Source organism: Methylobacterium platani (genome assembly GCF_001653715.1).
Classification (GTDB): domain Bacteria; phylum Pseudomonadota; class Alphaproteobacteria; order Rhizobiales; family Beijerinckiaceae; genus Methylobacterium; species Methylobacterium platani.
Window position 1 is genome coordinate 1 of the sequence record NZ_LWHQ01000054.1, and the last position, 24,499, is coordinate 24,499.

General features: G+C 67.3%; 26 protein-coding genes and 1 riboswitch. Of the genes, 1 reads left to right on the forward strand and 25 read right to left on the reverse strand.

Annotated elements, in window-relative coordinates; all coding sequences use genetic code 11:
* The 8 genes from A5481_RS33885 to A5481_RS25265 all read right to left on the reverse strand — a co-directional run bounded on the left by A5481_RS33885 (nucleotide 1) and on the right by A5481_RS25265 (nucleotide 4,444).
* A complete protein-coding gene (locus tag A5481_RS33885; protein WP_156311703.1) occupies nucleotides 1-165 on the reverse strand; it encodes a hypothetical protein in 165 nt (54 codons plus the stop codon).
* Nucleotides 166-421: 256 nt separating this feature from the next.
* Entirely contained in the window at nucleotides 422-805 is a 384-nt protein-coding gene (locus A5481_RS25235; protein WP_048432170.1) for a phage tail assembly chaperone, read from the reverse strand.
* The gene (locus A5481_RS25240) at nucleotides 795-1,424 is read right to left on the reverse strand and encodes a hypothetical protein (protein ID WP_048432171.1); all 630 of its coding nucleotides are present in this window, start codon (nucleotides 1,422-1,424) and stop codon (nucleotides 795-797) included. Before A5481_RS25240 ends, A5481_RS25235 begins: the two co-directional genes overlap by 11 nt.
* Complete coding sequence (locus A5481_RS25245; protein ID WP_048432172.1) at nucleotides 1,424-1,873, reverse strand: hypothetical protein; 450 nt, start codon at nucleotides 1,871-1,873, stop codon at nucleotides 1,424-1,426. The genes A5481_RS25240 and A5481_RS25245 overlap by 1 nt, the downstream gene beginning before the upstream one ends.
* Before the next feature lie 105 nt (nucleotides 1,874-1,978).
* Nucleotides 1,979-2,248 carry a hypothetical protein gene (locus tag A5481_RS25250; protein ID WP_048432173.1) on the reverse strand — a complete coding sequence of 90 codons (270 nt, stop codon included), beginning with the start codon at nucleotides 2,246-2,248 and terminating at the stop codon, nucleotides 1,979-1,981.
* On the reverse strand, nucleotides 2,248-3,732 hold the full coding sequence (locus A5481_RS25255) for a hypothetical protein (RefSeq protein ID WP_048432174.1): 1,485 nt from the start codon (nucleotides 3,730-3,732) through the stop codon (nucleotides 2,248-2,250). The genes A5481_RS25250 and A5481_RS25255 overlap by 1 nt, the downstream gene beginning before the upstream one ends.
* Nucleotides 3,729-4,100, reverse strand: a complete 372-nt coding sequence (locus tag A5481_RS25260; RefSeq protein ID WP_156311704.1) for a hypothetical protein — start codon at nucleotides 4,098-4,100, stop codon at nucleotides 3,729-3,731. Before A5481_RS25260 ends, A5481_RS25255 begins: the two co-directional genes overlap by 4 nt.
* 26 nt (nucleotides 4,101-4,126) lie before the next feature.
* On the reverse strand, nucleotides 4,127-4,444 hold the full coding sequence (locus A5481_RS25265; protein WP_048432176.1) for a hypothetical protein: 318 nt from the start codon (nucleotides 4,442-4,444) through the stop codon (nucleotides 4,127-4,129).
* 485 nt (nucleotides 4,445-4,929) lie between these two features.
* On the opposite strand from A5481_RS25265, the gene A5481_RS33890 reads away from it, so the two are divergent.
* A complete protein-coding gene (locus A5481_RS33890) occupies nucleotides 4,930-5,442 on the forward strand; it encodes a hypothetical protein (protein WP_156311705.1) in 513 nt (170 codons plus the stop codon).
* A 98-nt stretch (nucleotides 5,443-5,540) separates the two neighbouring features.
* Here the strand turns inward: A5481_RS33890 and A5481_RS25270 are convergent, their stop codons facing one another.
* The 17 genes from A5481_RS25270 to scpA all read right to left on the reverse strand — a co-directional run bounded on the left by A5481_RS25270 (nucleotide 5,541) and on the right by scpA (nucleotide 24,344).
* Complete coding sequence (locus A5481_RS25270) at nucleotides 5,541-6,227, reverse strand: recombinase family protein (protein WP_048432177.1); 687 nt, start codon at nucleotides 6,225-6,227, stop codon at nucleotides 5,541-5,543.
* Nucleotides 6,228-6,688: 461 nt separating this feature from the next.
* Entirely contained in the window at nucleotides 6,689-8,827 is a 2,139-nt protein-coding gene (locus tag A5481_RS32785) for an ATP-binding protein (protein WP_245238619.1), read from the reverse strand.
* Entirely contained in the window at nucleotides 8,824-9,060 is a 237-nt protein-coding gene (locus A5481_RS25280; protein ID WP_048432178.1) for a hypothetical protein, read from the reverse strand. The genes A5481_RS32785 and A5481_RS25280 overlap by 4 nt, the downstream gene beginning before the upstream one ends.
* On the reverse strand, nucleotides 9,057-9,362 hold the full coding sequence (locus tag A5481_RS32790) for a hypothetical protein (protein ID WP_197514240.1): 306 nt from the start codon (nucleotides 9,360-9,362) through the stop codon (nucleotides 9,057-9,059). The genes A5481_RS25280 and A5481_RS32790 overlap by 4 nt, the downstream gene beginning before the upstream one ends.
* A complete protein-coding gene (locus A5481_RS33895; RefSeq protein ID WP_156311706.1) occupies nucleotides 9,359-9,499 on the reverse strand; it encodes a hypothetical protein in 141 nt (46 codons plus the stop codon). Before A5481_RS33895 ends, A5481_RS32790 begins: the two co-directional genes overlap by 4 nt.
* Nucleotides 9,500-9,567: 68 nt before the next feature.
* Nucleotides 9,568-9,783: a helix-turn-helix transcriptional regulator gene (locus A5481_RS25290; protein ID WP_048432180.1), complete on the reverse strand. Its 216-nt coding sequence runs from the start codon at nucleotides 9,781-9,783 to the stop codon at nucleotides 9,568-9,570.
* Between the two features lie 113 nt (nucleotides 9,784-9,896).
* Nucleotides 9,897-10,787: a hypothetical protein gene (locus A5481_RS33900; protein WP_156311707.1), complete on the reverse strand. Its 891-nt coding sequence runs from the start codon at nucleotides 10,785-10,787 to the stop codon at nucleotides 9,897-9,899.
* Nucleotides 10,784-12,016 carry a tyrosine-type recombinase/integrase gene (locus A5481_RS25295; protein ID WP_048432181.1) on the reverse strand — a complete coding sequence of 411 codons (1,233 nt, stop codon included), beginning with the start codon at nucleotides 12,014-12,016 and terminating at the stop codon, nucleotides 10,784-10,786. Before A5481_RS25295 ends, A5481_RS33900 begins: the two co-directional genes overlap by 4 nt.
* Nucleotides 12,017-12,471: 455 nt before the next feature.
* Nucleotides 12,472-12,801 carry a helix-turn-helix domain-containing protein gene (locus A5481_RS25300; protein ID WP_082172939.1) on the reverse strand — a complete coding sequence of 110 codons (330 nt, stop codon included), beginning with the start codon at nucleotides 12,799-12,801 and terminating at the stop codon, nucleotides 12,472-12,474.
* Nucleotides 12,802-13,510: 709 nt separating this feature from the next.
* Entirely contained in the window at nucleotides 13,511-14,107 is a 597-nt protein-coding gene (locus A5481_RS25310; protein ID WP_064504405.1) for a thiamine phosphate synthase, read from the reverse strand.
* Nucleotides 14,104-14,883 carry a thiazole synthase gene (thiG, locus tag A5481_RS25315; RefSeq protein ID WP_064504406.1) on the reverse strand — a complete coding sequence of 260 codons (780 nt, stop codon included), beginning with the start codon at nucleotides 14,881-14,883 and terminating at the stop codon, nucleotides 14,104-14,106. The genes A5481_RS25310 and thiG overlap by 4 nt, the downstream gene beginning before the upstream one ends.
* Nucleotides 14,884-14,909: 26 nt before the next feature.
* On the reverse strand, nucleotides 14,910-15,122 hold the full coding sequence (gene thiS, locus A5481_RS25320) for a sulfur carrier protein ThiS (RefSeq protein WP_048435149.1): 213 nt from the start codon (nucleotides 15,120-15,122) through the stop codon (nucleotides 14,910-14,912).
* Entirely contained in the window at nucleotides 15,119-16,312 is a 1,194-nt protein-coding gene (gene thiO / locus A5481_RS25325; protein ID WP_048435150.1) for a glycine oxidase ThiO, read from the reverse strand. Before thiO ends, thiS begins: the two co-directional genes overlap by 4 nt.
* Before the next feature lie 66 nt (nucleotides 16,313-16,378).
* Nucleotides 16,379-16,512: riboswitch (TPP riboswitch) on the reverse strand.
* A gap of 36 nt (nucleotides 16,513-16,548) precedes the next feature.
* Entirely contained in the window at nucleotides 16,549-17,796 is a 1,248-nt protein-coding gene (locus tag A5481_RS25330) for an adenylate/guanylate cyclase domain-containing protein (RefSeq protein ID WP_048435151.1), read from the reverse strand.
* A gap of 165 nt (nucleotides 17,797-17,961) precedes the next feature.
* Nucleotides 17,962-19,959, reverse strand: coding sequence for an RNA polymerase sigma factor RpoD (gene rpoD, locus A5481_RS25335; RefSeq protein WP_048435152.1), 1,998 nt, complete (start codon nucleotides 19,957-19,959; stop codon nucleotides 17,962-17,964).
* 180 nt (nucleotides 19,960-20,139) lie between these two features.
* Nucleotides 20,140-22,050 (reverse strand): DNA primase, encoded by a 1,911-nt coding sequence (gene dnaG / locus A5481_RS25340; RefSeq protein WP_048435153.1) that lies wholly within the window; start codon nucleotides 22,048-22,050, stop codon nucleotides 20,140-20,142.
* 128 nt (nucleotides 22,051-22,178) lie between these two features.
* Nucleotides 22,179-24,344, reverse strand: a complete 2,166-nt coding sequence (gene scpA / locus A5481_RS25345; protein WP_048435154.1) for a methylmalonyl-CoA mutase — start codon at nucleotides 24,342-24,344, stop codon at nucleotides 22,179-22,181.
* Between the last annotated feature and the right edge of the window lie 155 nt (nucleotides 24,345-24,499).

The following is a 24,499-nucleotide window of genomic DNA, read 5'->3' on the forward strand; positions in this document are numbered from 1 at the left end:
CTAAGCCGAAAACGCTCTAGCGTTGCCCGAGAGATTGAGCTTGAAGCTCTTGTTAATGTCCTTGGCGGTGCGCTTCAGCGCGTCAAGCTGCTTGAGGAACTTCTGTGCCTCCGACTGGCCGGAGACCTTGAACCCCAAACGAGCGACAAGCTCTTCCAGTATCATCAGCGACGCCTTCCTTGCTGTCGTTGCTGCTCACGTGCTTTAGCAATGTCGCGTTCGTACCGCTCGACCTCGGCCTGTCGCAGGTCCAATGTCTCGTGGAAGTCCGCGAGATCGTCGATCGTGTAAATCGTCCGCAACTCGTGCAGCGAGCACAGCGGCGGGTTGGAAAACAGCTGAGTTGGCCTCAGCAGATAGATACGATCGGATAGGTTCGGCGCGAGTGCCTTGAACTCGCGGTCAGATAGCCCGCCCCGGCCTACGCTTCCTGAGACGCGGGCAGCTTGGACAGGCTTGCGACCAAAAAATCCTTGAAGTTCACCTCCAGGGCAAACCAGGCGACCGACACCAGATCCTCGATCGACTGCGGCTTTACCCCGACCACACAGGGATTTCCGCCGGTGGTGCAGGACTGCGCCAGATCGGTCAGGAGCGCCTGCGTCTCGGACGGATCGACATCCGTGCCCATGCAGGTTGCGAGGAAGGCGGACGGCGCGTCGCTCGCGTTCGAGACGATCGACAGCAGCATGGCGGGGGCGGCCCCGAAGAACCTCGTGACCCGCAGAAGCAGGGGAAGCCCTTCAGTCGCCGGCAGCTTCTCGCACCGATAGACGTGCGCGCCGATTTTGCGCTCAGAGGCCATAGCGCGGGTCCCTCCAGTCGATCGAAACGACCGGGTCCGGGTAAACGACGTGCCCAGGCATGGTCAGGTTTGGCAGCCGCGTGACACTCGCGAGAGTGCTGCGGTCATAGCCATTGCCGACCCCGAAGGCCGCGTCTTCACATCGCCGGAGCGCGGAATAACCCTGCTGCCGGTTGTGCGCGTCGGCCCGCTCGCACCGTTCGATGATTTCGGACAGCTCCTTGACCACCGGGAAATAGCGGTCCTTGAGCAGCTTCACGCAGGCTTCGTGCTCGGCCTTGGCGATCCCGAACAACCGCGCGGACTCTGCCTCCCGCTCCGCGGCCTGAACGGTCGTCAGGCGGGCTTCCAGGCGCTCCCTGGCGGCAGCGAGACGCTTCTGGGCGAAGGTGGCCCGGATGAGCGCCGACTGCGCTTCCTCGACCTCGCTGGCCGGGGTGAGCGGATCCAACGCGCGGACCTCGACCCGCCGCGCCTCGTCGGCCGCGGCAGTCGTCTCGGCGTCCACATCGCGCAGCAGGTTCGAGACGGCGGCGGAGGTGGTGGAGCCGGTGAGGATCGCGGCGATGCGATTGAAGAGGGAGGGCTGCGCCTCCACGAGAGACAGGTTGGCGGCCATCAGCGGATGCCCCCCGACAGGAGGCGGTGCTCGGCGACGGCAACCTGTCCGTCGAGGAAGCTGGCGGCGTCCTTGCAGGCCACCTTGTCACTGTCGCCGATCATACCGGGCGCCGAGTAGGCGCCATCTGCATACATGCGAAGCTGAGCGGCAATGCCGCGCAGCGCCTGAATGCCCTGCTCAACTACGAAGCGGCTATCGGATGCCGTGTAACCCTGAGCATGTCGGGCCTTGTGCATCAGCTCATGCGCTCGCGGGTGATTGCTCTTGGCGAAGGCGTCTTCAAGGGTCATCGGCTGTGCTCCCGTAGCATGGTCGGAGAAATGGAGGGACGTGCTGAACTTGTGTCCGTCCCGGAGTTGGCCGCGCGCATCGAACTTGTGCTCTTGGCCGGCGAGGTGCTGGCGGCGCCGAGCAATGTGCGCAATCTCTTCATAGGTGAGTTGCATGGGACGGCCCTGCGGTCTGTCTAGTTGTGACAGTGGCAGGCTTTCGCGCAGATCCCTACAGCGAAAATTTCGATATTTTCGCTTCTGTTCATTCTGACGATTATGTCAGATCCCACAGCGCTTGAAGTAGTGCCGGACCCGATCGCCGTAGCGGTCGCCGCCGAGGTAGGCGGCCAGGGTCTCGGCGTCGTCGTCCAGCAGCATCAGCAAGGCGGGCTGCGAGATCATCCACGCCCCGCCGCCGACGCGGCGGCCGATGTGGTGCTTGGCCGCCCACCCTCGCATGGTCACGGTCGACTTCTTGGCGAGGAACGCGGCTTGCGTGATGGTCACCGCCTCGTCGCGGTTCCAGGGGATCAGGACTTGCGGCGCCATCAGAAGCCGCGACCCTGGTTGATGAACCAGCGATCGAGCCGCCGATCGGCTTCCTGACTGGCCTCGCTGTCGTCGTACAGATCCATCAGCCCCGCGCCCCCAGCGCCCGCGCAGCGGATCAGGGCGCCGGCCGCAGCGTTCGCCACGTCGTCGTGATGGCCCTTCGGGTGATCGATGCTGTCCCGTCCGCCCGGGTTGGCGGTGCGCTCAAGGCTGGCGAGCTGCGAGCGCAGCTTCGGCACGTCCAGCAACCGCACCCGCCGGCTGTTCAGCGCCGGCACCAGCGCCTGGTAGATCTCGGACCGGCTCTTGTCGGCGAGCACGTACGTGATCCCGTGCTCGCGGAAGCGCTCGCGGGGCCACTCGCCGGCGTAGCGGTCGCCCTGCACGCTGCTGACGCGGTAGGCCTTCAGCAACTCAGCGAACTGGATCGTCACGCTCTCGGGGGAGAAAGGCGGCGATACCTCCCGCACCGCGTCTAGCATGCCAACGCCGTCCGGGCCGCGATGGGCGATGGCGAGGGTCATGCCGTCCTGGCCGGAGCCGCCGGCCGGGTCCACGAAGGCGTGATAGGTCGTCCACCGGTCGGGCGGCACCTCTTTCACGCCGGCTTGGGTGCAGGCGTCCAGGGTCTCGGGGCTGATGTAGTCCGACACCCCCTCACGAAACTCAGCGCCGTATTCGGTGCGTGCCGCGACCGGATCGCGCTCCATCGCACGCGCCACCTCGCGCGCCACGCGGGGGCTGGTGTTCATGGTGAGCGTCGGCGCCTTCGCCACCAGGACGCGAGGATCACCATCCGGGCCGTAGTGCCGACGGTAGGTCGCGTACAGCTCGCCCTTCTTGGCGTAGGGCGAGGACAGGATCAGCAGCGGCCCGCCAGTGGTGGCGAGCGTCGGGCGCACCGCGTCCAGGATCTCGCGGTCCGGGTTGGCTGAGCCCTCGATGCGCCAGAACGCGACCTCGTCTGCGATCACTGCCACCGCCGTGAAGCCACGGCTGGTGCGATAGCTCGCCGGGCGGACCTGGATGTCGACACCGACGTCCAACTCGATCGTGTCGGACGTCATGTGGTCGACGTGCGCAGCGAAGCGCGGCACCTCCGTAAACACGCCGCGCAGGTAGCCGAAGGCCTCGCCGGCCTCGCGGGTGCCCTGGGCCATGATGGGCAGCAGCAGGCGCTGACCAGGCGCTCGCACCTCCTCATGGTCGACCAGTACCGCGAAGTACGACGCGGCCACGCTCAGCGCCCGGGTCTTGCCGCCGCGCCGGCCGATGATCGCGCAAAGCTCGTCCACAGGCTCGCTGGGCTCGCGCTCCCGGCCGGTCAGGCTGGTGAAGACGGCGCGCTCCTCGGCGGTCAGAGGCTCGCCCAGGGCGCCGATCAGCAGCGTGCGCCAGTTCGCCCAGCTCTCGCCGGGGAGGATGCCGCCGAAGATGGACGGCTCCTCCAGCGCCTCGCGCATGCTCATCAGCCGCTTCATCGCTGAGGCCCGCGGCTCGATGCGTACTCACGGGCGCTCAGGGTCTTGTTGGCTGTCTTGGGCTCGCCCATCCGACGCGCCTGGCGGTCCATCCTGTCGGCGAGCTGCCCGAAGGCCTCCGCGTCGATCGCCTGTCCGGCAGCGCGGTCGGCCTCCATCGACTCGCACTCGACGGCGAGCGCCGCATACCGGCGGATGGCCTGGGCCTGCGTGATAGAGACCGCCGCCGTGCCGCCCCGCTCGGCGGTGAGATCGTGAACGAGATCGGCGAAGCGGCGGCCCGCTTCCGTGCGGCCGTCCACCTGCCTGATATGCAGGCGTGAGCCGTTGCTGAGCCCGTTCCTCAGCTTGTCGGGGCGGCGCTTCATGGCGCCGCGCTCGGTACTCGCGGCCCTCATGCGTGACCAACCTCACCGCGGCTGCCGTCGGCGAGGGCGCACATCCGATCATGGAAGGCGCGCAGCGCGGACTCGGTGGCGAAGGCCTTGGCTTCCTCGGGCACATCGTAGTGCCGAAGTGCCTCGTCCATGGCCGCCATGATGGAGCGGAGGATGTCGCGGGAGACTTCGTCCAGGTCGCGATCGATCGGCTCGGGATCGGCCCAGACGGTCTCGGCGAAGGCGTTGGCGCCGCTCACGCCAAGGGCGAGGAAGCCGTCGAACTCAGGACCGAAGATCTCTCGGCCGCGCTGGCGGATGTGGGCTGAGGTCATGCTGCCACCTGAATTGATTGCGCCCTCCCCCAGCTTGTCCGCCTGTCTTCGTAAAGTGCGGGCCACGGAGCTGAGGTTCCCGTTGTTGGATGGGGCGCGGCACCCTCGAAAGGACGGCCCGCGAAGCTGTCTATCCTCTGAATATCACAATTGATAGCACTTTGGTTCCGGTTTGCAACGGCTGTGCTCATTCTAATATAGCCGATTATTCTATAAAGATATCTATCACTGAGTCACATTGGATATCACTGGGCGTGGTTCATACGCTTGTAAGAACCCACTGCGCCTGCAAGGCCTGCCACTCGCTACTACGGTCAGCATCAACTGCTGTTCAGGCGCCAGGACGTCCCCGTGGTCGGCCGTAGAAACCGGCGCGTGCCCTTGGTCATGGCCAATGCGATGCAGGCTTGTGATTGAGGCGGGGAGGCCGCAGGTTGCGGGCGCGACCGCGGCGATCGCCGCGCCGTGCTCAGGCGGAAAGAACCATGCGCATCCACAAAGACTTTTCAATCAAAGAGAAGCGGCACGCTGAACCTGGAGAGCTGATATATATTGATGCTCACGGTATGAATTCGCCCGCAATCGTACTGCAGAACGACCCAGTTGGCGGTAAATTCTTTCTTATATTACAATCAGAACATCCAATCAAGCATCCGTTCTGTTTACACGATCCGCGAGCGGACGGTTTTATAACGACATATGGATGTGAGTGGATCTTAGATATATCAGATGCAGCAAATGCAAGATTTGAAGAATTTGGCTCGACTACCGATTATGGCTTGATCTTGTTCTCTGAAGCGCAGGCATATATGCGCACTGGCGGCGTGGATCAGAGTAGCGTCCTAAACACTAAATCCGTAAACCTGAACACGTTCGGGTTCGGCGCCCCTGCCCTGATGGGGAACACTCTATGCGCTAAATCGTGGAGGATCTGGCGTTCGGCGGAGCAGATGAATACGCCGGGCGCGACGCCGTTCTTCAGCTTCACTGTGAAGTAGCCATCCGCCGGCTTGGTAGCGGCGAGCGGCGCAGCGCCGCTGCCGAGCACGCGGCGGAGATTGACCGGCGGCAGGGAGTGCAGGGCGTTGTGCGCAGGTTAGGTGCCGAGGCGGGCTAGGAGCCGCTGAACCTGAATTGCCTGCCACTCGCCACCGCGGGCGGCAGGGATGCCCTTGGCGTTCAGGGCGGCAGCAATGCCGCTGGCAGAGGTGATGTCCTCGGCCTTGAGGGCTGCGATGGTCGGCGCGAGGTCAGCGGCACGGGAACGCGCACGGGCGGCGCCTGCGGCCCTGCCAGCCTCGCGGGCGGCATCGGTGACGACGCTGCCCCGATTGCCCCCCAGCTTCACGCCGCGAGCCCTGGCGGCCTTGAGGGCGGCCTTAGTGCGATCGGAGATCAGGCCCGCCTCAAGCTCGGCGACGGCAACCATCTGGTTGAGCATGAACCGGCCCGCCGGCCCCTCGACCTGGGGGAGGTCGCAGAACCGGACATCGACGCCGCTGGACAGGATCTTGGTGAGGAAGGCGACGGAGCGGGTGAGGCGGTCCACCTTGGCGACCACAAGGGGGGCGCGGTGCAGGCGGGCAGCGGCGAGGGCTTCGTCAAGCGCCGGGCGGGCATCGTTCCGGCCGCTCTCCACCTCCACGAACTCGGCGATGATGTGCCACTTGCCGCCGTTGAGGTAGGTGCGCACCGCGTCGCGCTGAGCCTCCAGGCCGAGCCCGCTCTTGCCCTGCCTGTCCGTGCTCACTCTGGTGTAGGTGACGAACCCGCCGCGAGCCATGGCCTTGCCTTACAGTGCAGTCAACGAGCGTTGACACCAATGTAAGACGACGTGAGCGCAGAGGCAAGCGCCGCGTTGCAGGTTGCGCCAGTCATCGCAGCGCCACATCTTGTCTTGCTAAGTTGGCGTCCTGTCACCGCCGGAGCCGATCGCTGAACCAGCTCAGATTTTTGATACTTCCCGGCGGAGGCGGCGCGTATAGATCCCCCGACAATTTTGCGGTGTCCGCTCTACGCAGCGGATGAACCCGCCGCCCTGAACCCCACGCCTCGCATCTCCATCGATTTCGGAGCGGAGTAGCTGCCCTCTACCATCGCACCTGCAACGATCTGGAGCTGGACAAACCGGACAAACCGGACAAACGTCCCGGATGTCCCAAATGTCCAGAAACCGGACAAACCGGACGGACAGGACACGATCTCTAAGAGAGTGTCCTGTTTGTCCGGTGTCCGTCCGGAGGCTCATTCCTGTCCGCCCGCGACCAGCCAAACGTGATCCACGCCCCCGATTTCCCGCGTGGCGACCAAGCCCCGGTCCATCGCGGTCTTGAGCGCGCGAGTGAAGCCTTTGCGCTTGGCATCGGCCTGCTTCTCAGCGGTCTCCCCCGACACCGGATAGGCGCGGCAGAACTCATCCCTCAGTGCGCTGACGCGAGCGGCGAGCACCTTCGGCCCCTCGCTGCCGAACGGCCAAGCATCTTTGCCGTCATCGATCAGCACCGTGCTCAAGGCTGTCCGGAACACGCGCAAGGACTGCGGCCATCGTTCCTTCGCCTTCGTCGGCTGCGGGGCCTGCTCCGCCTGCGTCTGCCACGTGACGATGCACGTCGTTACCGGTTCGTCGTCCTCGTCGAGGCCGAGGGTGACGACTTCCAGGTTGTACGGGATCTCATAGCCGCTCCGGGCGCCGCGGACCTTGCGCACCGCCATCCTGGTGTTGCTGATCTCGCCGGCCTCGCTGCGGGTCGCCAGCATCGCGAGCACCACATCGGCTGCGGCCTCCTTCGCCGACGATCCGCGGGTGCCAGTCTCGGACACCTTGCCGAAGTGGTCGACGCCGAGGACGAACGCGCCGGTCTCCCGACTGAGCGTCCCCATGGCGTCCATCACCTTCTGCGTCTCGGATGCGCTGTTCTCGTCCTCGAACCCGGCGCCGGCCGCCACGGTATCGATCACCACCAGAACGATGGGCACACCGAACCGGCGATCCATCTCGGCCGCGGCTGCCTTCGCAGTCGCAATCAGCCGGTCGAGGCTGCCGGCCTTGGTGAGCGGCGGGCATTCCTCGATCCACACGAACGGCAGATTGTCCGGATTGATCGGCGGGCCGCCTGTGGCAGCCCGAGCCATCGCAGCGCCGCGCAGCTTGCCCTCAACCACGCCGCGGAGCCGAACCGGGATCTCAAAGGCGCCCTCGGGCGCAATGAACAGCACGCCGCCGGTGCGCATCACCTTCCGGCCAGCGAACGGCTCGCCTGTCATCACAGACCCGCTCATATCGAGCACGCCGAACGTCTTGCCCGCACCCCACTGCCCCGCCACCAAGCCCTTGCCGGTCTCGAATACGAGGTGTCGGATGAGCCATGCCCGATCCGCGTTCGGGTCAGCCTCACCGTGCCAGTGCAGCTCAATGGGTTGTGGCGGCTCGGCCTGACGTGCGACGCGCTGGCGCTCGCCGGAGTGGGCGCGCTCGCGCGGCCCGTCCGTCTTGTCATAGCACCGGTCGATTTCTTGTCTCAGTCGACCGGAGAACTTCTCGGCGATGCCCTCCGGATACGCCGAAAGCAAACTCTCGATTTGGCTTGGCGAATAGCCGTCACCCTTGAGCCAGCCGACGACGTGGTGGAATTCGTCACTACGCTCGCCGATCGGAGCGCCGTAGCGGATTATGCGCTCAAGCTGCGGGTGCAGATTGCCGGCCTGCGGCTCGTACCAGTCATCGGAGCGCCGGCTGCGCTGGCACTCCACCTCCCGTTGGCGGTTCCTCTCCGCCCGCTGCCGATCCTTCTTAGCCTTCGCTGCCGCGTCGAGGTCGGCGATCGTCTCATCAATCAGGATGTCGAGGTCCGCCAGCTCGGCGGAGGCTTCCTCAATCACGTTGCCGGTGACGACGATGTAGCGCTTGGCCTGACGGTAGGTCTCAAGCCTTGCGCCATTTGAATTCGGCACAGCATGGGCACGGTGGACGTGATCACCAGCGGCGCGGCCGAGAATGCGCAGCCCGCTGCCGCTGACAGTCACCTCGACGTAGCTGCACGCCCGCTCGATGAGGTCGAGGGCCCACCGGTCGATGCGGCCGGTCGCGGGATCTCTGCAGTCGTCGAGGTCGAAGGCGGCGATCTCACTCCCCATGAGGGCGTAGCCGATACCATCTGCCTTACCCTCTGCCGCCGATCGGGAGGCACTGGCGAAGCTGCCCCATGTGGCAGGGTTGTCGCTCGCGGCCTTCCGATCGGGTGCATCGGCGCGATAAGGCACCTTCGTCGGTTTGCCCGTCGTAGGGCTCGGCTCCCACCGCCACACAAGCCACCGACGCTCGGTCATCATCGGGGCGAGCGCCGCCGGCAGCGACGGAGTCTCTACCTGGAAAGCGGCGGTCATCGGTCGTCCTCCTTCGCTGCCGGAAGCATCGCCAGGATGCCGACGGCCTGACGCATGGCGGCGACGGCTTGGCGGGTTGCATAGTTGAGCCCGGCGTCGTCGGGGATCGCCGCGTAGTCGGTCGCCAAGGCGGCGTAGAAGCTGACCATGTTCAGACACTCTGCCGCGCACTCGCGCAGCATCTCGGTGCTACCGTGGGCAATGTGATCGGTGTTCCGAAGGGGCGCGTTCATGACCTGCTCCCCTGCTTGGGAGCGAGCGGGCGGTGCAGCGCCGCGAACGTCGTCAGCACCTTCCTGCGATCCAAAGAGGCGAGCCGACCCAGTTCATCGACGGAGCGCCGCAAAGCGGCGGCGTCAAATTCCGCCTGATCAAGCGTCGCGACCAGTTCGGCGCCGTGAGTGCCACAGACGAGATGCACGATGGCTCGCAGGCACCTGAGGCGAGCGCGCCGCTCGGCCGTGCTCAGTCCATCGGCCCACGGTCCATATCGATCGGCCGGCCGGAGAGCCGGTGTGGAGGTGGGGGCGCTCATGCGCGCCTCCCGGTAGCGGCGAACGCTAACTCGGCGACGGCGAGCGCGCGTTCTGGCGAGAAATCGAAGCGGGCAAGCAGTCGCCGGATCTGGATTTGAGAGGCGATTTGCGCTACTTCGGAGATGTCGGCGCCCAAGCAGACATCTTCCGAAGCCCGTCGGCGAGCCACCGCCGCGCGGGCTTCGACGTTCATAGCCATAAGCGTTACGCGGCCTCCTGCTGCGAGGACTGGCGAGTTTCGAAGCTCACAAGATCCGTCACGCGCCAGTAGCGGCGGCCGTTGATGCGGATCGGCTTGGGAAAATCCAGCTTGGGATCTTTCTCCCAGCGCCAGAGAGTCATGTCGCTGATAGCGTACCGCTGGCGCACGTGAGCCGCCGGCAGCATCTCGCCGGGACGACTCGTCTTATAATGTGGCATCGCGTCGTTCCTTGTTAGGGGACGCTTGCCATCATGAGCAGATGCTCGGCTAAGTCATTGCTTTTGAATGCAGAATAATCGACGCCGCATTTTTCCGCATTTCACCGCGGGGCCTAACCACGCCCCTTGTGTTTATTCTTGTACCGTTCGGCCAGGCGTCGCCTACGGTGCGTTTCGGCGCCTCGGATTTTGCCATCTCTATCCAGTGTAATGATAGCGTCTCCGACATTCCCAGCCATATTGCTCTCTAGAAGCGCATCTATTTCCAGGCACAATTTCAGATCATGATCGGCAAGGCCCGATCCTAACGGGCGACCCACACTTTTTTTATCAATAGTTTCTTGATCGAAAAATTTAGCGCCATCTGTCGAAGACGCTTCTTTTTTCGAAACAAGATTTGAGGGAGAAACAATGGAACGCATAGCGTTAGGCACGCAGGATGCGTACCATGGCTGTTCACACATCCACTTAATTGCCGATAGACGTTTCGCTTGGATTTCGTATGGTTCAGCCTCTGGTCCAAAGCTAATGAAATCACTGATCCAGCGACCGTGGAATTCTAGCCTATCGTCACTGCAGGATATCCAATCGCACTTCGATTTAGCAGCCGATATGAATGCACTCCGCAGCTGTGTGGCGAGGCTTCCATTCTGAAATGCGTTATGAGCGGCCCGCCAATCTGCACCTGCCTCCGCCTGCTTAGCAAGATGTAGTGACAGAAGATCGATTGTGCGATTAATATCTTCGCATTCGTCCTGAAGCCATCCTTGGAAGTATTCAGCGCCGCTCGCATCCGAATAAGCAACCAGAAATATTTCTGCCTCAGAAATCAACTCAAAAGTTAGATCCGGACGAAGGACTGAAAAATCGTGAAAAATGCTATTCCTTAGGATCAATCTTACCATGCCCGCCCGTATATTGGGCGGTTGGCGCGATGCTGATTTTGCACTCTGGAGTAATTGCTCCTTGAAGGCTCCAGTTTTGCTTTCTGGCGATCTGCTCATTCTGCAAGCCTCGCGATATACTGCGCCCACGCCTCCAGCGCCGCACGCTTCTCGTCTAGATAGGCGTAGCGGTTGTAGACGGCAGCCACGCCGCTGATCGTGCCGGAACGATGGTTCAGGACCGCTTCGATGACGTGCGGGGTGACCTTGAGCCGTGCCATACCGGAGCTGCAGGTTCGGCGCAGATCGTGGAGTCGCCAGGGAGGGAGGCTGAAGGCCTTCGGGTCCCTCCCCTGCTGGGCCGCCTCCTTCTTGGCGATCGACAGTATGGCGGCGTCCAGGCGCTTCTTGCCAGCCGAGTAGTCCGCTGCTGGCGTGGTGCCGCTCCGCGTGAAGACGAAGCCAGCACCAGCGATGCGAGGGACTGCGTCGAGGATCGCGCAAACCCGCGGCGCTAGCGGCACGACGTGCTCAAGAGAGTTCTTCGTGCGCACCGCCGGGATGGTCCAGACCGAGCCATCCAGCTCCGGCCAGACCATCTTGCCGACCTCGTCGCGTCGCTGGCCGGTCAGAAGAAGCAGCTGGACCATCGGGCCGAACGGAAAACCAATCTCCTCCGCCGCGAGCCACACCAGCCTGATCTCAGCATCGGTCAGCACGCGATCGCGGCTGGTCTCCGCCAGCGGCGGCTTGAGACCAAGGAACGGCGTGGTCGGGATCATCCCCCGTGCGAGCGCGAAATTGAACATCGCCCGCGTGGTGGCGAAGACGCGGTTCGCCCCGGTGGTCATGCCCTTGTCTGTGAGGGCATCGACCAGCGCGATGACATCGGTGCGGCCGATGTCGCCGATCCGGCGATTGCCCCAACGTGGCAGCACGTGGTTCGTAATCAGCGCTGCAGCAGTCTCGGCATAGCCCGCCTTTGCATTCGGCTTGAGATGCCGCTCCACATAGAGGGTCGCGACGTGAGCGACACGATCCTTCTCCGCGACGTGAGCCGCTGCGGCGGCTGCCTTCTTCTCCACGTAGGGATCGCGGCCGAGGGCAACCATCTGCAGCGCCTCGCGAGCGCGGGCCCGTGCTGCTCCTAGGTCGAACAGCGGATAGGCGCCTATCGTGTACTTCCGGGGCTGCCCGTTGATGCGGTAGCGTACCGCCCACGACTTCGCCCCGCTCGGCTGCACGACCAAGTAGAAGCCTGGCAGCGTCGCGTCCGGGATCTCAAGCCGCCGCTCAGGGTTCGGCTTGTGGCGTTCTACACTCTGCACGGTGAGCACCTTCGCTGTCACGAGATGCGCTCCAGGGGTAACACGGGGGTACGCCAAAATGCCCGTTAAGGCGTGTTTGGCAGTGTTACCCTGAGTGGCGCTTTCCGACAAGAAAGCTAAGTGCTGCAAGAGCTTTGAGGCCTGGCGATCGGCCGAACTGTTAGGCCGCGTTAGCCCCCATCACAGTTCTTAAAATCTTGCGACCTCTGGTCGTGCGGGTTCGAGTCCCGCCGTCCGCACCAGTGCACCATAGATGCCAAAATCTTTCGCTTGCGGCTTCACTGATTTTTATTTCGCGCTCAAACCTGAATTGATAATCCCACTCCCGACCTCATCCCAAGGTGCCAGTCCATCTTGAATGGACTGGCCTCGAAGAAGGGCTCCAGAGGTCGCCGTAATTGCTGCAGCCCTCCTTCGAGGCCAGCCGATCTTCGATCGGCCAACCCCTCAGGATGACGTTGTCGTTGGGACAGGCACTAGCCGATGAATGCCGCGAGGATCTTATCGACTCGGACTAGCTGCTCATTGCTCAATCGGGATATCTTGCTTTGGATTTTTGACAATAGTTGTGATCGATCCCCGCCAGCTGCGAAGAACAGGCCACCACCGAACAGCGCCACCTCCGGGATTTCCAGCACCTCCGACAGCTTCTCGATATTCGCGAAGGACGGCGACGCAACGCCGCGCTCGATCTTGCTGATCATTTCCGTCGAGAGCGAAACCTGATCGGCCAAGGCGGACTGCGTCATCCCCTTCAGTTTCCGGTGATGACGCAGGTTCGTTCCGAAAATGATCGCAAGCGACACGCTGCACCTCCGGAAACCATCTGTCGGAGGTGAGAACCGGAATTTGAAGGAACTGGCGTTACGAGTATCGTGAAACTCGTAATTTGCTTCCTATTCCTGAATCTGCTTCGCGCGTGATAGCTACGACGTCGATTGCACGCAGCGACCGGTAATGATCGACTGACTTTGGGCAGGCGTCAAATTCGCAGCGATCGCGATAGCCCTCGCCCCCATCGCAATCGCCATCGGCTGGACGCTCCTCGAAGGACTCATCCTCCCCCGGCTGATCCCGCGCGAGGCCATCGATGCGCTCGCCGAGGCGGTGATGCGGGAGCATCCCGAGGATCCGGAGGGATGGGCGTTCGGGGAGGAGCATGCGGCCTGGGTCCGCAGCCGGGCCGTCGAGCAGGGCCGATGGCGGCGGGTGCGGCGGCGGATCAGGGCGAGGCTGCGGGAGGATGAGGCGCGGGTGTCCCCCTCTCCCCGCGGGCGGGGAGAGGCCTGAGCTCCGAAGGGGCTCAGGGAGCGGCGAACCGCAGGTTCGCCGCGAGGGTGAGGGGGTGGTGCCGGAGGAGCCTCATCCGGAGAGACCCCCTCACCCTCGGCTGCGCCTCGCTGCGTCCCCTGCACGGGGACACAGCCCTCTCCCCGCCCGGCGGGGAGAGGAGAAGACCCGCGCCGCTTCTTTCACGGTCGATCCAGGGAGATAAGGGTCGGAGACGCGACAGCGTCAGGCGAGCGCCGGAATCAGCGCCCCGACCTCCGGCGCCCGCATCACCGCCCCCATCACCGCCACGGCCGCGGCGCCGGCCTCGCGGCAGGACGGAGCCGTCGCCGGGTCGATGCCGCCGAGCGCCACGGTCGGCAGAATCGCGGCCGCCGCGCGCACAGAATCCAGCCCCAGGGCCGGTCCGTAGCCCGGCTTGCTGGCGGTCAGGAAGATCGGGCTGAGGGTCGCGTAATCCGCCCCCGCCTCCCGCGCGGCCCGCACGTCGTCCAGCGAATGGGCCGAGACGCCGAGCGGCACCCCGCGCCCCAGCCGCACCCGGGCCGCCGCCACGTCCGCCGCCGCGCCGAGCTGCACGCCCGCCGCGCCGACCCGAGCCGCCAGCTCGACATCGCGCCCGATGGTGAGCGCCCCGCCCACCCGCGCCACCCGCCCTGCCAGATTCACGGCGAGGGCCGCCCGCTCCGCGTCCGGCAGGTCGCGGTCGCGCAGCCAGATCCAGCGGGCGCCGGCGGCGAGGCAGGCGGCGACGCGGGCCTCCAGGGGCTCCGGGCAGCCGTGCCGGTCGGTGACGATCAGCAGGCGGGCGGGCAGGCTCACGAGCCGACGAGGCCGAGCTGCGGGCTCGACGGCTCGGCGCGCGCCCGGCGCGGGATGCGGCCGGCGAGATGGGCGAGGCGGCCGGCCTCGACGGCGTGGCGCATGGCGCGGGCCATCCGGACGGGATCGTCGGCCTTCGCGACGGCGGTGTTGAGGAGCACCGCGGCCGCCCCCAGCTCCATCGCGATCACCGCGTCCGAGGCGGTGCCGATGCCGGCATCGACGATCACCGGGACGGGCGAGCGCCGGCAGATCAGTTCGAGGTTGGCCGGGTTGGCGACGCCCATGCCGGAACCGATCAGCGAGCCCATCGGCATCACGGCGGCCGCACCCAGATCGGCGAGCCGGCTGCACACGACCGGATCGTCGTTGCAGTACGGCAGCACCGTGAAGCCGGACTCGACGAGCTGGCGGGTGGCCTCGATCGTCTCGGCGACGTCGGGATAGAGGGTCTCGCGGTCGCCGATCACCTCGACCTTGATCCAGGTGGTGCCGAGCGCCTCGCGGGCGAGCTCCGCCGTCATCACGGCGTCGCGGGCGGTCTCGCAGCCGGCGGTGTTGGGCAGGAAGCGGGCGCCTTTGAGCCGCGCCACGGTGTCCGAGCCGTGGCCGTGGAGCGAGATGCGGCGGATCGAGACCGTCACCACCTCGGCGGCGCTCGCCCGCACCGCCTCGCTCATGATCGCCTGCGTCGGGTAGCCGGCGGTGCCGATGAGGAGGCGCGAGGACAGGCTCGTGCCGGCGATGACGAAGGGATCGTCGGGGGTGTCGGTCATGGGAGTTTCTCCGGAGTCTCTGGTGTCTAGCCGCCCTGCATGGCGCGCACGATCTCGACGCGGTCGCCTTCGCTCAGCGCCGTGCCGGCCCAGTCGCGCTGGCGCACCACCGCACCGTTGAGCGCGATGGCGAAGCCCTGCGGGCCGGGCAGGTCGAGGTCGGCGGTCTCGTCGCGCCACAGGGCGTCGAGGGTGGCGGCCGCGCTGTCGCGGAGCTCGCCGTTGACGTGGATCTTCATCGGGTCTCCCGGGCGGAGGTGAAGCGGGCGAGGCCGAAGGGCGCGGCCACCGGCAGCGTCTCGCCGCGCAGGATCAGGGTGGAGACGGCCTCGGCGGTGACGGGCGCCAGGAGGTAGCCGTTGCGGTGGTGGCCGGCGGCGAGCACGAGACCCGGCAGCGCCTCGCCGAGGATCGGGGCGTCGTCGTCGGAGGTCGGGCGAAAGCCGCTCCAGACGCCCGACACCTGCATCTCCTCCACCCCCGGCAGGGCCCGCCGCGCGCCCTCCAGCAGGGCGTAGAGGCCGCCGGCGGTGAGGTGCGGGTCGAAGCCGGTCTCCTCCACGGTGGCACCGACGATGAGCGAGCCGTCGCCCTTCGGCGCCATGTGGACCTGCTCGGTCCAGACCACGTGGGAGAGGGAGCCGCTGCGCGGCGTCATCTGCAGCGCCATCGACTGGCCCTTGAGCGGGCGCACCGGCAGCGCGAGATCGGGCACCAGGCTCCCCTCCCCGGCCCAGGCACCGGAGGCCAGCACCACGGTGCCGGCCCGCAGCGCGCCCGACGTGGTCTCGATGCCGGCGACCCGGCCGCCCTCGCGGGCGAGCGCCGTGACGGTGCAACCCTCGACCAGCCGGCCGCCGGCACCGCGGAACGCCGCGCGCAGGGCCGCCATGACGCGCGCGGGATCGACCTGATGGTCCTCGGGGCAGAACAGGCCGGCGGTGACGGTGGGGCGCAGGCCCGGCTCGCGGGCGCGCACCGCCGGACCGGACAGCCACTCGGCGGACAACCCGTCGCGGCGCTGGAGGTCGTGGCGGAAGCGCAGGCGCTCGACCTCGTCGCGGCCGAGCGCGATGACGAGGGTGCCCTCGCGGCGGTAATCGATGGTCAGCCCGGATTCGGCTTCCAGCGCATCGCGGAACGGGTGCCAGAGGCGCTGGCTCTCGAGGCAGAGCGGCGACAGGGCCTCGGCCCCGGGCTCGTGCTCGGCGGCGGCCGCCAGCATGCCGGTGGCGGCGAGGCTCGCCCCGTCGCCCGCCCGGCCCCGCTCGATCACCGCGACGGCGAGGCCGGCGCGCGCCAGGCGCCACGCGACCGACAGGCCGATCAGCCCGGCGCCGATCACCGCCACGTCGGCCCGCTCGGGCAGCCGCTCGCCCTCGGCAATGTCGGCCGGTCCGCCTCGCCGTCCGATCGTCTGCGCGTGCACCCTTCGTCTCCGCGGTGGCCCGAAGAGAGTGGACTGCGCCCGGTTGCCGGATGATGCGCGGGGGTCTTCGCGGACCCTGTCCAATCCCTACGCCGGTATGAGCCGGATCAGGTTCGAAGGATTTCCGCGCCGACCGGGGCCACGGGGCCCCCAGTCCAGCGGTGTCTCAGCCCCTTGCCGGGGATCTCCCTGGAACGGCCGGAATTTGGCGAGCCGGCCCGCTTTCGTCAACCTCTTCAGCCGCCCTTGCCCGGGCGATAGATCGCCATCTCCTCGGCGATGCCGTCGAGGGGGTGGGTGCCGAGCAGCTCGGGGTCGCCCCACAGGAAGTCGACGAAGGGCTTCGACATCAGCAGCGGCTCGGACAGGACCTTGTTGAGCTTGGCGAGCCGACTGGCCAGGTTCACGTCGCGGCCGATCACCGTGAAATCGAGCCGGGCGCCTGAGCCGACATTGCCATAGGCCGCCTCGCCGTGATGGAGCGCGATGCCGACCTCGATGCGGGTGGGGAAGCGCCCGGCGCGGTTCGCTTCCTCGACGCGGCGGAGCGCGGCCTGGGCCGCCGTGAGCGCCCCTTGCGCCGCGCCGCCGAGGTCGTCGCCGCTCTCGCGGAAGATCGCCAGCAGGCCGTCGCCCATGTATTTCAGCACCTCGCCGCCCTCGCTCTCGATCGGCGGGACGAGGCAGTCGAAATAGGTGTTGAGAAGCTCCACCGAGGCCTCGGGTGCGAGCGCGTCGGTGAGATGGGTGTAGCCGCGCATGTCGGCGAACAGGATCGCCGATCGGATCCGCTCGACCTGGCCGCGGCGGATGAAGCCGGCGAGGATCGCCTGGTGCGGCCCGTCGCCGACATAGACCCGCAGCACGTGGTCGAGCCGGGCGTTGAGGCCGCGCATCTCCATCACCGCCGACAGGGTCGGGATGATGAAGCGCAGGATCGCCAGGTCGTCGTCGCCGAAGCCGCGCGGATCGCGGGTGGCGAAGGTGACGCCGTTCTTGGTACCGTTGGTGAAGAACAAGGGCACGGTGATGTAGTGGGTGTAGCCCGCGCCTTTCAGCTCCGGGACGATGCTGTAGAGGTCGTCCGGCGTCTCGCGCAGGTCGAGGATCAGCCACCGGCCGGTGGCGTAGACATGCGCGAAGGGGCTGCGGGCCAGCGCCTGCTCGGTGACCTCGCCGTGCGGGAACAGGCGGAAGCTGACGCCGTCCTCCCGGGTCCAGAACCGGCCGACGCCGGAATAGTCCGAGTGCAGCGCGTCGATGGCGGTGGTGGCCCGGTCGACCGGCACGCCGAGGTCGTTCAGCCGCTCGGCCATGCCGGCGAGGAGATCGCCGGATTCCGGCAGCCGCGCGCCCTCGCTGAGGAGCCAGTCGCGAAGCGCCACGCAGTCGCGAAACAGGCCGATCGGGATGTCGCTCGCCTCCGACCCGTCCGCCGCGGCCGTGGGCGTCGGGGCGGGGTCCTGGCGAGGCTGGTCGTGCATGGCTCTGACATGGGCGCTGCCGGGCGGGACGGCAAGGCTTGGCTATGGGGCGACGGGGACGCGCATCCGGCATGCGACCCGGGGGCGGCTCCCGCTACCTGCATATAACGAGGAAGGCCCGGGAGGCGGTACCTCCCGGGCCTTCCTGCCTGGCATTCGCAGAACTCAGTTGTCGAGGAAGCTCCGCAGCTTCCTGGACCGGCTCGGATGCTTGAGCTTGCGCAGGGCCTTGGCCTCGATCTGGCGGATGCGCTCGCGGGTCACCGAGAATTGCTGGCCGACCTCCTCGAGGGTGTGGTCGGTGTTCATGCCGATGCCGAAGCGCATGCGCAGCACGCGCTCCTCGCGGGGGGTGAGCGAGGCGAGCACCCGGGTGGTGGTCTCGCGCAGGTTCGACTGGATCGCCGCGTCGATCGGCAGGACGACGTTCTTGTCCTCGATGAAGTCGCCGAGGTGGGAATCCTCCTCGTCGCCGATCGGGGTCTCGAGCGAGATCGGCTCCTTGGCGATCTTGAGGACCTTGCGGACCTTCTCGAGCGGCATCGCCAGCTTCTCGGCCAGCTCCTCCGGGGTCGGCTCGCGGCCGATCTCGTGCAGCATCTGGCGCGAGGTCCGGACGATCTTGTTGATCGTCTCGATCATGTGCACCGGAATGCGGATCGTGCGGGCCTGGTCGGCGATCGAGCGGGTGATCGCCTGCCGGATCCACCAGGTGGCGTAGGTCGAGAACTTGTAGCCGCGGCGGTACTCGAACTTGTCGACCGCCTTCATCAGGCCGATGTTGCCCTCCTGGATCAGGTCCAGGAACTGCAGGCCGCGGTTGGTGTACTTCTTGGCGATCGAGATCACCAGCCGCAGGTTCGCCTCGATCATCTCCTTCTTGGCCTGGCGGGCTTCGCGCTCGCCCTTCTGGACCATGTGGACGATCTTCCGGTATTCCTGGATCTCCAGGCCGGTCTCGGAGGCGAGCGAGATGATCTGCTCGCGCAAAGTCAGGATGTTGACGGCGCCGCGCTCGGTGAAGTTCTTCCAGCCCTTGCCGCCGAGCTTGGCCACCCGCTCGACCCAGTGCGGATCGAGCTCGTAGCCCTGGTAGTGGCGCAGGAACTCGTCGCGGGCGACGCCGTGGTTCTCGGCGAGCCGCATCAGGCGGCCCTCGTGCGAGATCAAGCGCTTGTTGATGTCGTAGAGCTGCTCGACCAGCGCCTCGATGCGGTTGGCGTTCAGCGACAGCGACTTCACGTCGGCGACGACGGTGTTCTTCAGCTCGGCGTAGCGCTGCCCCTGCGACTCGGAGGCCGCGGCCCCCTTCAGCCGGGTCTCGGCCTGCTCGGCCTGGACCTTACGCAGCTTGCGGTAGTTCTCGGCGATCGCGTCGAAGGTCTCGAGCACGCGCGGCTTCAGCTCGGCTTCCATCGCCGAGAGCGACACGTTGTTCTCGAGGTCGTCCTCGTCGCCCTCGCCCTCGGGCGGGGTCTCGCCCTCGGCCTCGCCGTCCTCCTCGGTCTCGCCTTCGCCCTCGGCGGGGCCGGCGCGGCCGTCGGGGCCGGCATAGGTCGCCTCGAGATCGATGATGTCGCGCAGCAGCACCCGGCCGTCGACGAGCTCGTCGCGCCAGATGATGATGGCCTGGAAGGTCAGCGGGCTCTCGCACAGGCCGGCGATCATCGCCTCGCGACCGGCCTCGATGCGCTTGGCGATCGCGATCTCGCCCTCGCGGGAGAGGAGCTCGACCGAGCCCATCTCGCGCAGGTACATCCGGACCGGATCGTCGGTGCGGTCGGTCGGCTCCTTGGTGGTCTCGGCCCGGAGCGCGACGGGGCGGGCGGCGGCGACCTCGGCGACTTCGCCGCCCTCGCTCGCCTCCTCCTCCTCGCCCGCTTCCTGGGGCGCGGCCTCGCCCTGCTGCTCGTCGGCCTCCTCGGCCTCGACCACGTTGACGCCGAGCTCCGACAGCTGGCCCAGCACGTCCTCGATCTGCTCGGAGGTGAACTCCTCCTGAGGCAGCACCTCGTTCAGTTCGTCGTAGGTGACGTAGCCACGCTTCTTGGCGAGCTTGATCATCCGCTTGACGGAGGCATCCGTCAGGTCGAGGAGCGGGCCGTCGGTCTGCTGCTCGGGGGCCGCCTCGGTCTCGTCTCGTTCCGTTGCCTTCGTCGCCATGCTCAGCCTATGCTTCCCGGTGTCGGCAGTGCCCGGGCGGGGGAGACTCCCGCCGTGCCGGCACCGTGATGTCTCGTCGGACGGCGCACGAGCCGCCCCAGGATCTCACGCAAATGTGCAAGCCATTCGATCGACTTGCCGTTAACTAGTCTGGAGGCAAGCCGCAAGCGGCGCGTCGCGTCAGGGCGATTCCATGTCCTCGGCCGCCTCCGTCTCGCCCTCTGCGCCAGCGACGACGGAGAGGCGGGACTTCACGTCCCGCAGCCAGGCGAAGTTGGCCTCCGTCTCCTCCTCGGCCAGGGCGCGTTCTGCGGCCCGGAGTTCGCTATGTAGCGTTCCGGCCTTGCGGTGCAAGATCACGGCCTGCCGGAGCGCGTCCTCCAGCCGCACCGGATCGGCGTGCGGATCGAGCACCCAGCGGTCGCCGGGCCGCACCAGCCCGGCGACGCGGCCGGCCGCGGCGGCGAGCCCCGCCCGCTCGAGCCGCGCGTCGAGCAAGGCCGCCTCGCCCGCCCCGCCCTCGGCGGCGAGGTCGAGGAGCGCGCCGCGCAGGGCCCGGGCATCCGCCCCCTCGAACGCGACCTCGGCCAGCTCCTCGGCCTCGCGGGCGAGCAGCTCGGGATGGACGAGGAGCGCGGCGACGATCAGGGCCTCGCGCGAGGACGAGCCGCCGGAGAACAGCGACGAGCGGGCGAGCAGCGGGCTCGCCCGGGCGGTGAGGCGCGGCGAGACCGGGACCGGCGGCGCCCCGCGGCCGCGCGGCACGAACGGCGCGCGCTCGCGGTACGGGCGCTCGGACCCGCCCTCGCGCCGTCCGCCGCCATTGGGGCTCAACCCTCGCAGGCGCGCCTCGATCTCGTCGCGGTAGTAGCGCTTCAAGGTCTCGTCGCGGATGCCGCCGACGATCTCGCGCAGGCGCTGGGCGAGGCCGGCGCGGCGCTCCGGCGTGTCGACCGGGCTCATCTCGGTCTCGCGCGACCACAGCACGTCGACGAGGGGCTTCGCGCCGTCGAGCACCCGGTCGATGGCGCCCGGTCCCCCGGTGCGCAGGAGGTCGTCCGGGTCCTGGCCCTCGGGCATCAGGGCAAAGCGCAGGGATTTTCCCGGCTGCAGTGCCGGCAAAGCCACATCGAGGGCGCGGTAGGCGGCGCGCCGTCCGGCGCCGTCGCCGTCGAAGCACAGGATCGGCTCGTCGGCCATGCGCCAGAGCAGGCCGAGCTGGTCCTCGGTCAGCGCCGTACCGAGCGAGGCGACCACCTCCGGGTGGCCGGCCAGCGTCATGGCGATCGCGTCGACGTAGCCCTCGACCGCGATCACCCGGCCGGTGTCGTGGGCGGGCTTTCGCGCGGCGTGGTGGTTGTAGAGCATCCGCCCCTTGTGGAAGAGCGGCGTCTCGGAGGAGTTGAGGTATTTCGGCTTGGCATCCGGGCTCATGCCGCGGCCGCCGAACGCCACGACCTTGCCGCGCACGTCGCGGATCGGGAAGATCACCCGGTCGCGGAACCGGTCGAACGGCACCTTGATGTCGTCGCCGGTGGTGAGCAGGTTCAGTTCCACCATCAGCTCGGCCGGCACGTCGCGGGCGGCGAGGTGGTCGCGGAGCGCGTAGCGCTCGGGCGGGGCGTAGCCGAGGCGGAAGGTGCGGCGGATCTCGCCGTCGAGCCCGCGGCCGGCGAGATAGTCGCGGGCGCGCCCCCCGGCGCGGCCGGCGAGCTGGTCCTCGAAGAAGGTGCAGGCGAGCTCCATCACCTCGATCGCGCCGCGCCGCCGCGTCTCGCTCTCGCGCGAGGCCTCGGTGGCGACCGGCAACGCCACCCCGGCCTCGGAGGCGAGGCGCTCGACGGCCTCGGGGAACGAAACCCCTTCGGTCTCCATCAGGAAGGTGAAGATGTCGCCGTGCTTGCCGGACGAGAAGCAGTGATAGAACTGCTTCTGATCGTTGACGTAGAAGGACGGCGACTTCTCGGCGTTGAACGGCGACAGGCCGCGCCATTCACGCCCCGCCTTCTTGAGGCGCACGCGCCGCCCGACGACCTCGGAGGCCGGCAGCCGGGAGCGGATCTCTTCGAGCAGGTGGGGCGGATAGCGCAAGGGCGGGGTCCGGTTGAGGAGCCCGCCTTGTAGCGCGTCTTGGTCAGCGGAGTCCTAACGATCGAGCGGATCCCCCCTCTCCCGTGTGGGAGAGGGGATCCCGCGTCATGCCTCGCACCGAGACAATGCTACTCCGCGGCGATGCGCGGCGCGTAGCCGAGCCGCGCGTTCAGCTCGGCGATCAGCTCGGACGCCGCCTCGGCGATGACGGTGCCGGGCGGGAAGATCGCCGAGGCGCCGGCCTGGCGGAGCGCCGCGAAGTCGCCCGGCGGGATCACGCCGCCGACGACGATCATCACGTCGGGCCGGCCGGCCTCGTCGAGGGCGCGCTTCAGCTCCGGCACCAGGGTGAGGTGGCCGGCGGCGAGCGACGAGACGCCGACGATGTGGACGTCGTTCTCCACCGCCTGGCGCGCCGCCTCCTCGGGGGTGGCGAAGAGCGGGCCGATATCGACGTCGAAGCCGAGATCGGCGAAAGCCGAGGCGATCACCTTCTGGCCGCGGTCGTGCCCGTCCTGGCCCATCTTGGCGACGAGGATGCGGGGGCGTCGCCCATCCGCCTCCTCGAAGGCCTCGACCAAGCCCCGCACCCGCTCGACCGCCGCCGACATGCCGCCCATCTCCCGCTTGTAGACGCCCGAGATCGCCCGGATCTCGGCCCGGTGCCGGCCCCAGGCCCGCTCCAGCGCCTCCGAGATCTCGCCGACCGTGGCCTTCTCCCGCGCCGCCTCGACGGCGAGCGCGAGGAGGTTGCCGGAGCCTTTGGCCGCCTCGGTCAGGGCCGCGAGGCGGGCTTCCACCGCCTGCCCGTCGCGCTCGGCGCGCAGGCGCTTCAGCTTGTCGATCTGGAGCGTGCGGACATTGCCGTTGTCGACGCGCAGGAGGTCGATCGCCCGGTCGCCGTCGGGCTTGAACCGGTTGACGCCGACGATGACCTGCTGGCCCGAATCGATCCGCGCCTGGGTGCGGGCCGCCGCCTCCTCGATGCGCAGCTTCGGGATGCCGGCCTCGATCGCCTTCGCCATGCCGCCGAGCGCCTCGACCTCGCGGATATGCTCGGAGGCCCGGGCGACGAGGTCCTGCGTCAGCCGCTCGACGTAGTAGGAGCCGCCCCACGGATCGATGATCCGGGTGGTGCCGCTCTCCTGCTGCAGGAACAGCTGGGTGTTGCGGGCGATGCGGGCCGAGAAGTCGGTGGGCAGCGCCAAGGCCTCGTCGAGGGCGTTGGTGTGCAGCGACTGGGTGCCCCCTTGCGTCGCCGCCATCGCCTCGACGCAGGTGCGGGTGACGTTGTTGAACACGTCCTGCGCGGTCAGCGACCAGCCGCTCGTCTGCGAATGGGTGCGCAGCGCCAGGGACTTGTCGGATTTCGGCGCGAACTCCTTGACGAGGGCGGCCCAGAGCAGGCGCGCCGCCCGCATCTTGGCCACTTCCATGAAGAAGTTCATCCCGATCGCCCAGAAGAACGACAGGCGGGGCGCGAACTTGTCGATGTCGAGCCCCGCCGCGAGGCCGGCGCGAATGTACTCGACGCCGTCGGCGAGCGTGTAGGCGAGTTCGAGGTCCTGCGTCGCCCCAGCCTCCTGCATGTGGTAGCCGGAGATCGAGATCGAGTTGAACTTCGGCATGTGCGCCGAGGTGTAGGCGAAGATGTCCGAGATGATCCGCATCGACCCGGCCGGCGGGTAGATGTAGGTGTTGCGGACCATGAACTCCTTGAGGATGTCGTTCTGGATCGTGCCGGCGAGCTTCTCGGGCGGCACGCCCTGCTCCTCGGCCGCGACGATGTAGAGGGCGAGCACCGGCAGCACCGCGCCGTTCATCGTCATCGACACGGTCATCTGGTCGAGGGGAATCCCCGAGAACAGCGTCCGCATGTCGTAGATCGAATCGATCGCGACGCCCGCCATGCCGACGTCGCCCGACACCCGCGGGTGGTCGGAATCGTAGCCGCGATGGGTGGCGAGGTCGAAGGCGACCGACAGGCCCTTCTGCCCGGCCGCGAGGTTGCGGCGGTAGAAGGCGTTCGAATCCTCGGCCGTGGAGAAGCCGGCATATTGCCGGATCGTCCAGGGCTGGGTCGCGTACATGGTGGGATAGGGCCCGCGCAGGAACGGCGCGATGCCCGGATAGGAGCCGGCGAGATCGAGCCCGTCCCGGTCCTGCGGGCCGTAGGCGCCCTTCACCGGAATGCCCTCCGGGGTCATCCACGGCTCGGCGGCGGCCGCGCTCGCGGCGGCGGTCGACGTGGCCGCCGCGTAGGCGATCTCCGAGAAATCCGGGATGCGGGTCATCGGCCTGGGGCTCTCGTTGCTGGCGTTCCTTAACGCCGACTTATAGGCTCCGGTGCCCCCGCGGCCAATGGGTGGAAGGTCGGAGGCCAGGGCGATTCAGAGAATGCGATTGAGGGGGTGACGGCGCGCGGCGATTGATTCATTCAGGATCTGGA

Bases quoted from the DNA above. Each gene is read 5' to 3' on its own strand.
- A5481_RS25280 (WP_048432178.1), bottom strand. From the start codon at position 9,060: ATGAACGCGCCCCTTCGGAACACCGATCACATTGCCCACGGTAGCACC.
- rpoD (WP_048435152.1), bottom strand. From the start codon at position 19,959: ATGGCGACGAAGGCAACGGAACGAGACGAGACCGAGGCGGCCCCCGAG.
- A5481_RS25255 (WP_048432174.1), bottom strand. From the start codon at position 3,732: ATGAAGCGGCTGATGAGCATGCGCGAGGCGCTGGAGGAGCCGTCCATC.
- scpA (WP_048435154.1), bottom strand. From the start codon at position 24,344: ATGACCCGCATCCCGGATTTCTCGGAGATCGCCTACGCGGCGGCCACG.
- A5481_RS25290 (WP_048432180.1), bottom strand. From the start codon at position 9,783: ATGCCACATTATAAGACGAGTCGTCCCGGCGAGATGCTGCCGGCGGCT.
- A5481_RS25330 (WP_048435151.1), bottom strand. From the start codon at position 17,796: ATGCACGACCAGCCTCGCCAGGACCCCGCCCCGACGCCCACGGCCGCG.
- A5481_RS32785 (WP_245238619.1), bottom strand. From the start codon at position 8,827: ATGACCGCCGCTTTCCAGGTAGAGACTCCGTCGCTGCCGGCGGCGCTC.
- A5481_RS25245 (WP_048432172.1), bottom strand. From the start codon at position 1,873: ATGCAACTCACCTATGAAGAGATTGCGCACATTGCTCGGCGCCGCCAG.
- thiG (WP_064504406.1), bottom strand. From the start codon at position 14,883: ATGACCGACACCCCCGACGATCCCTTCGTCATCGCCGGCACGAGCCTG.
- A5481_RS25250 (WP_048432173.1), bottom strand. From the start codon at position 2,248: ATGGCGCCGCAAGTCCTGATCCCCTGGAACCGCGACGAGGCGGTGACC.
- A5481_RS25240 (WP_048432171.1), bottom strand. From the start codon at position 1,424: ATGGCCGCCAACCTGTCTCTCGTGGAGGCGCAGCCCTCCCTCTTCAAT.
- thiS (WP_048435149.1), bottom strand. From the start codon at position 15,122: ATGAAGATCCACGTCAACGGCGAGCTCCGCGACAGCGCGGCCGCCACC.
- A5481_RS25260 (WP_156311704.1), bottom strand. From the start codon at position 4,100: ATGAAGCGCCGCCCCGACAAGCTGAGGAACGGGCTCAGCAACGGCTCA.
- A5481_RS33900 (WP_156311707.1), bottom strand. From the start codon at position 10,787: ATGAGCAGATCGCCAGAAAGCAAAACTGGAGCCTTCAAGGAGCAATTA.
- A5481_RS25235 (WP_048432170.1), bottom strand. From the start codon at position 805: ATGGCCTCTGAGCGCAAAATCGGCGCGCACGTCTATCGGTGCGAGAAG.
- A5481_RS25265 (WP_048432176.1), bottom strand. From the start codon at position 4,444: ATGACCTCAGCCCACATCCGCCAGCGCGGCCGAGAGATCTTCGGTCCT.
- A5481_RS25270 (WP_048432177.1), bottom strand. From the start codon at position 6,227: ATGGCTCGCGGCGGGTTCGTCACCTACACCAGAGTGAGCACGGACAGG.
- A5481_RS33890 (WP_156311705.1), top strand. From the start codon at position 4,930: ATGCGCATCCACAAAGACTTTTCAATCAAAGAGAAGCGGCACGCTGAA.
- A5481_RS32790 (WP_197514240.1), bottom strand. From the start codon at position 9,362: ATGAGCGCCCCCACCTCCACACCGGCTCTCCGGCCGGCCGATCGATAT.
- A5481_RS33885 (WP_156311703.1), bottom strand. From the start codon at position 165: ATGATACTGGAAGAGCTTGTCGCTCGTTTGGGGTTCAAGGTCTCCGGC.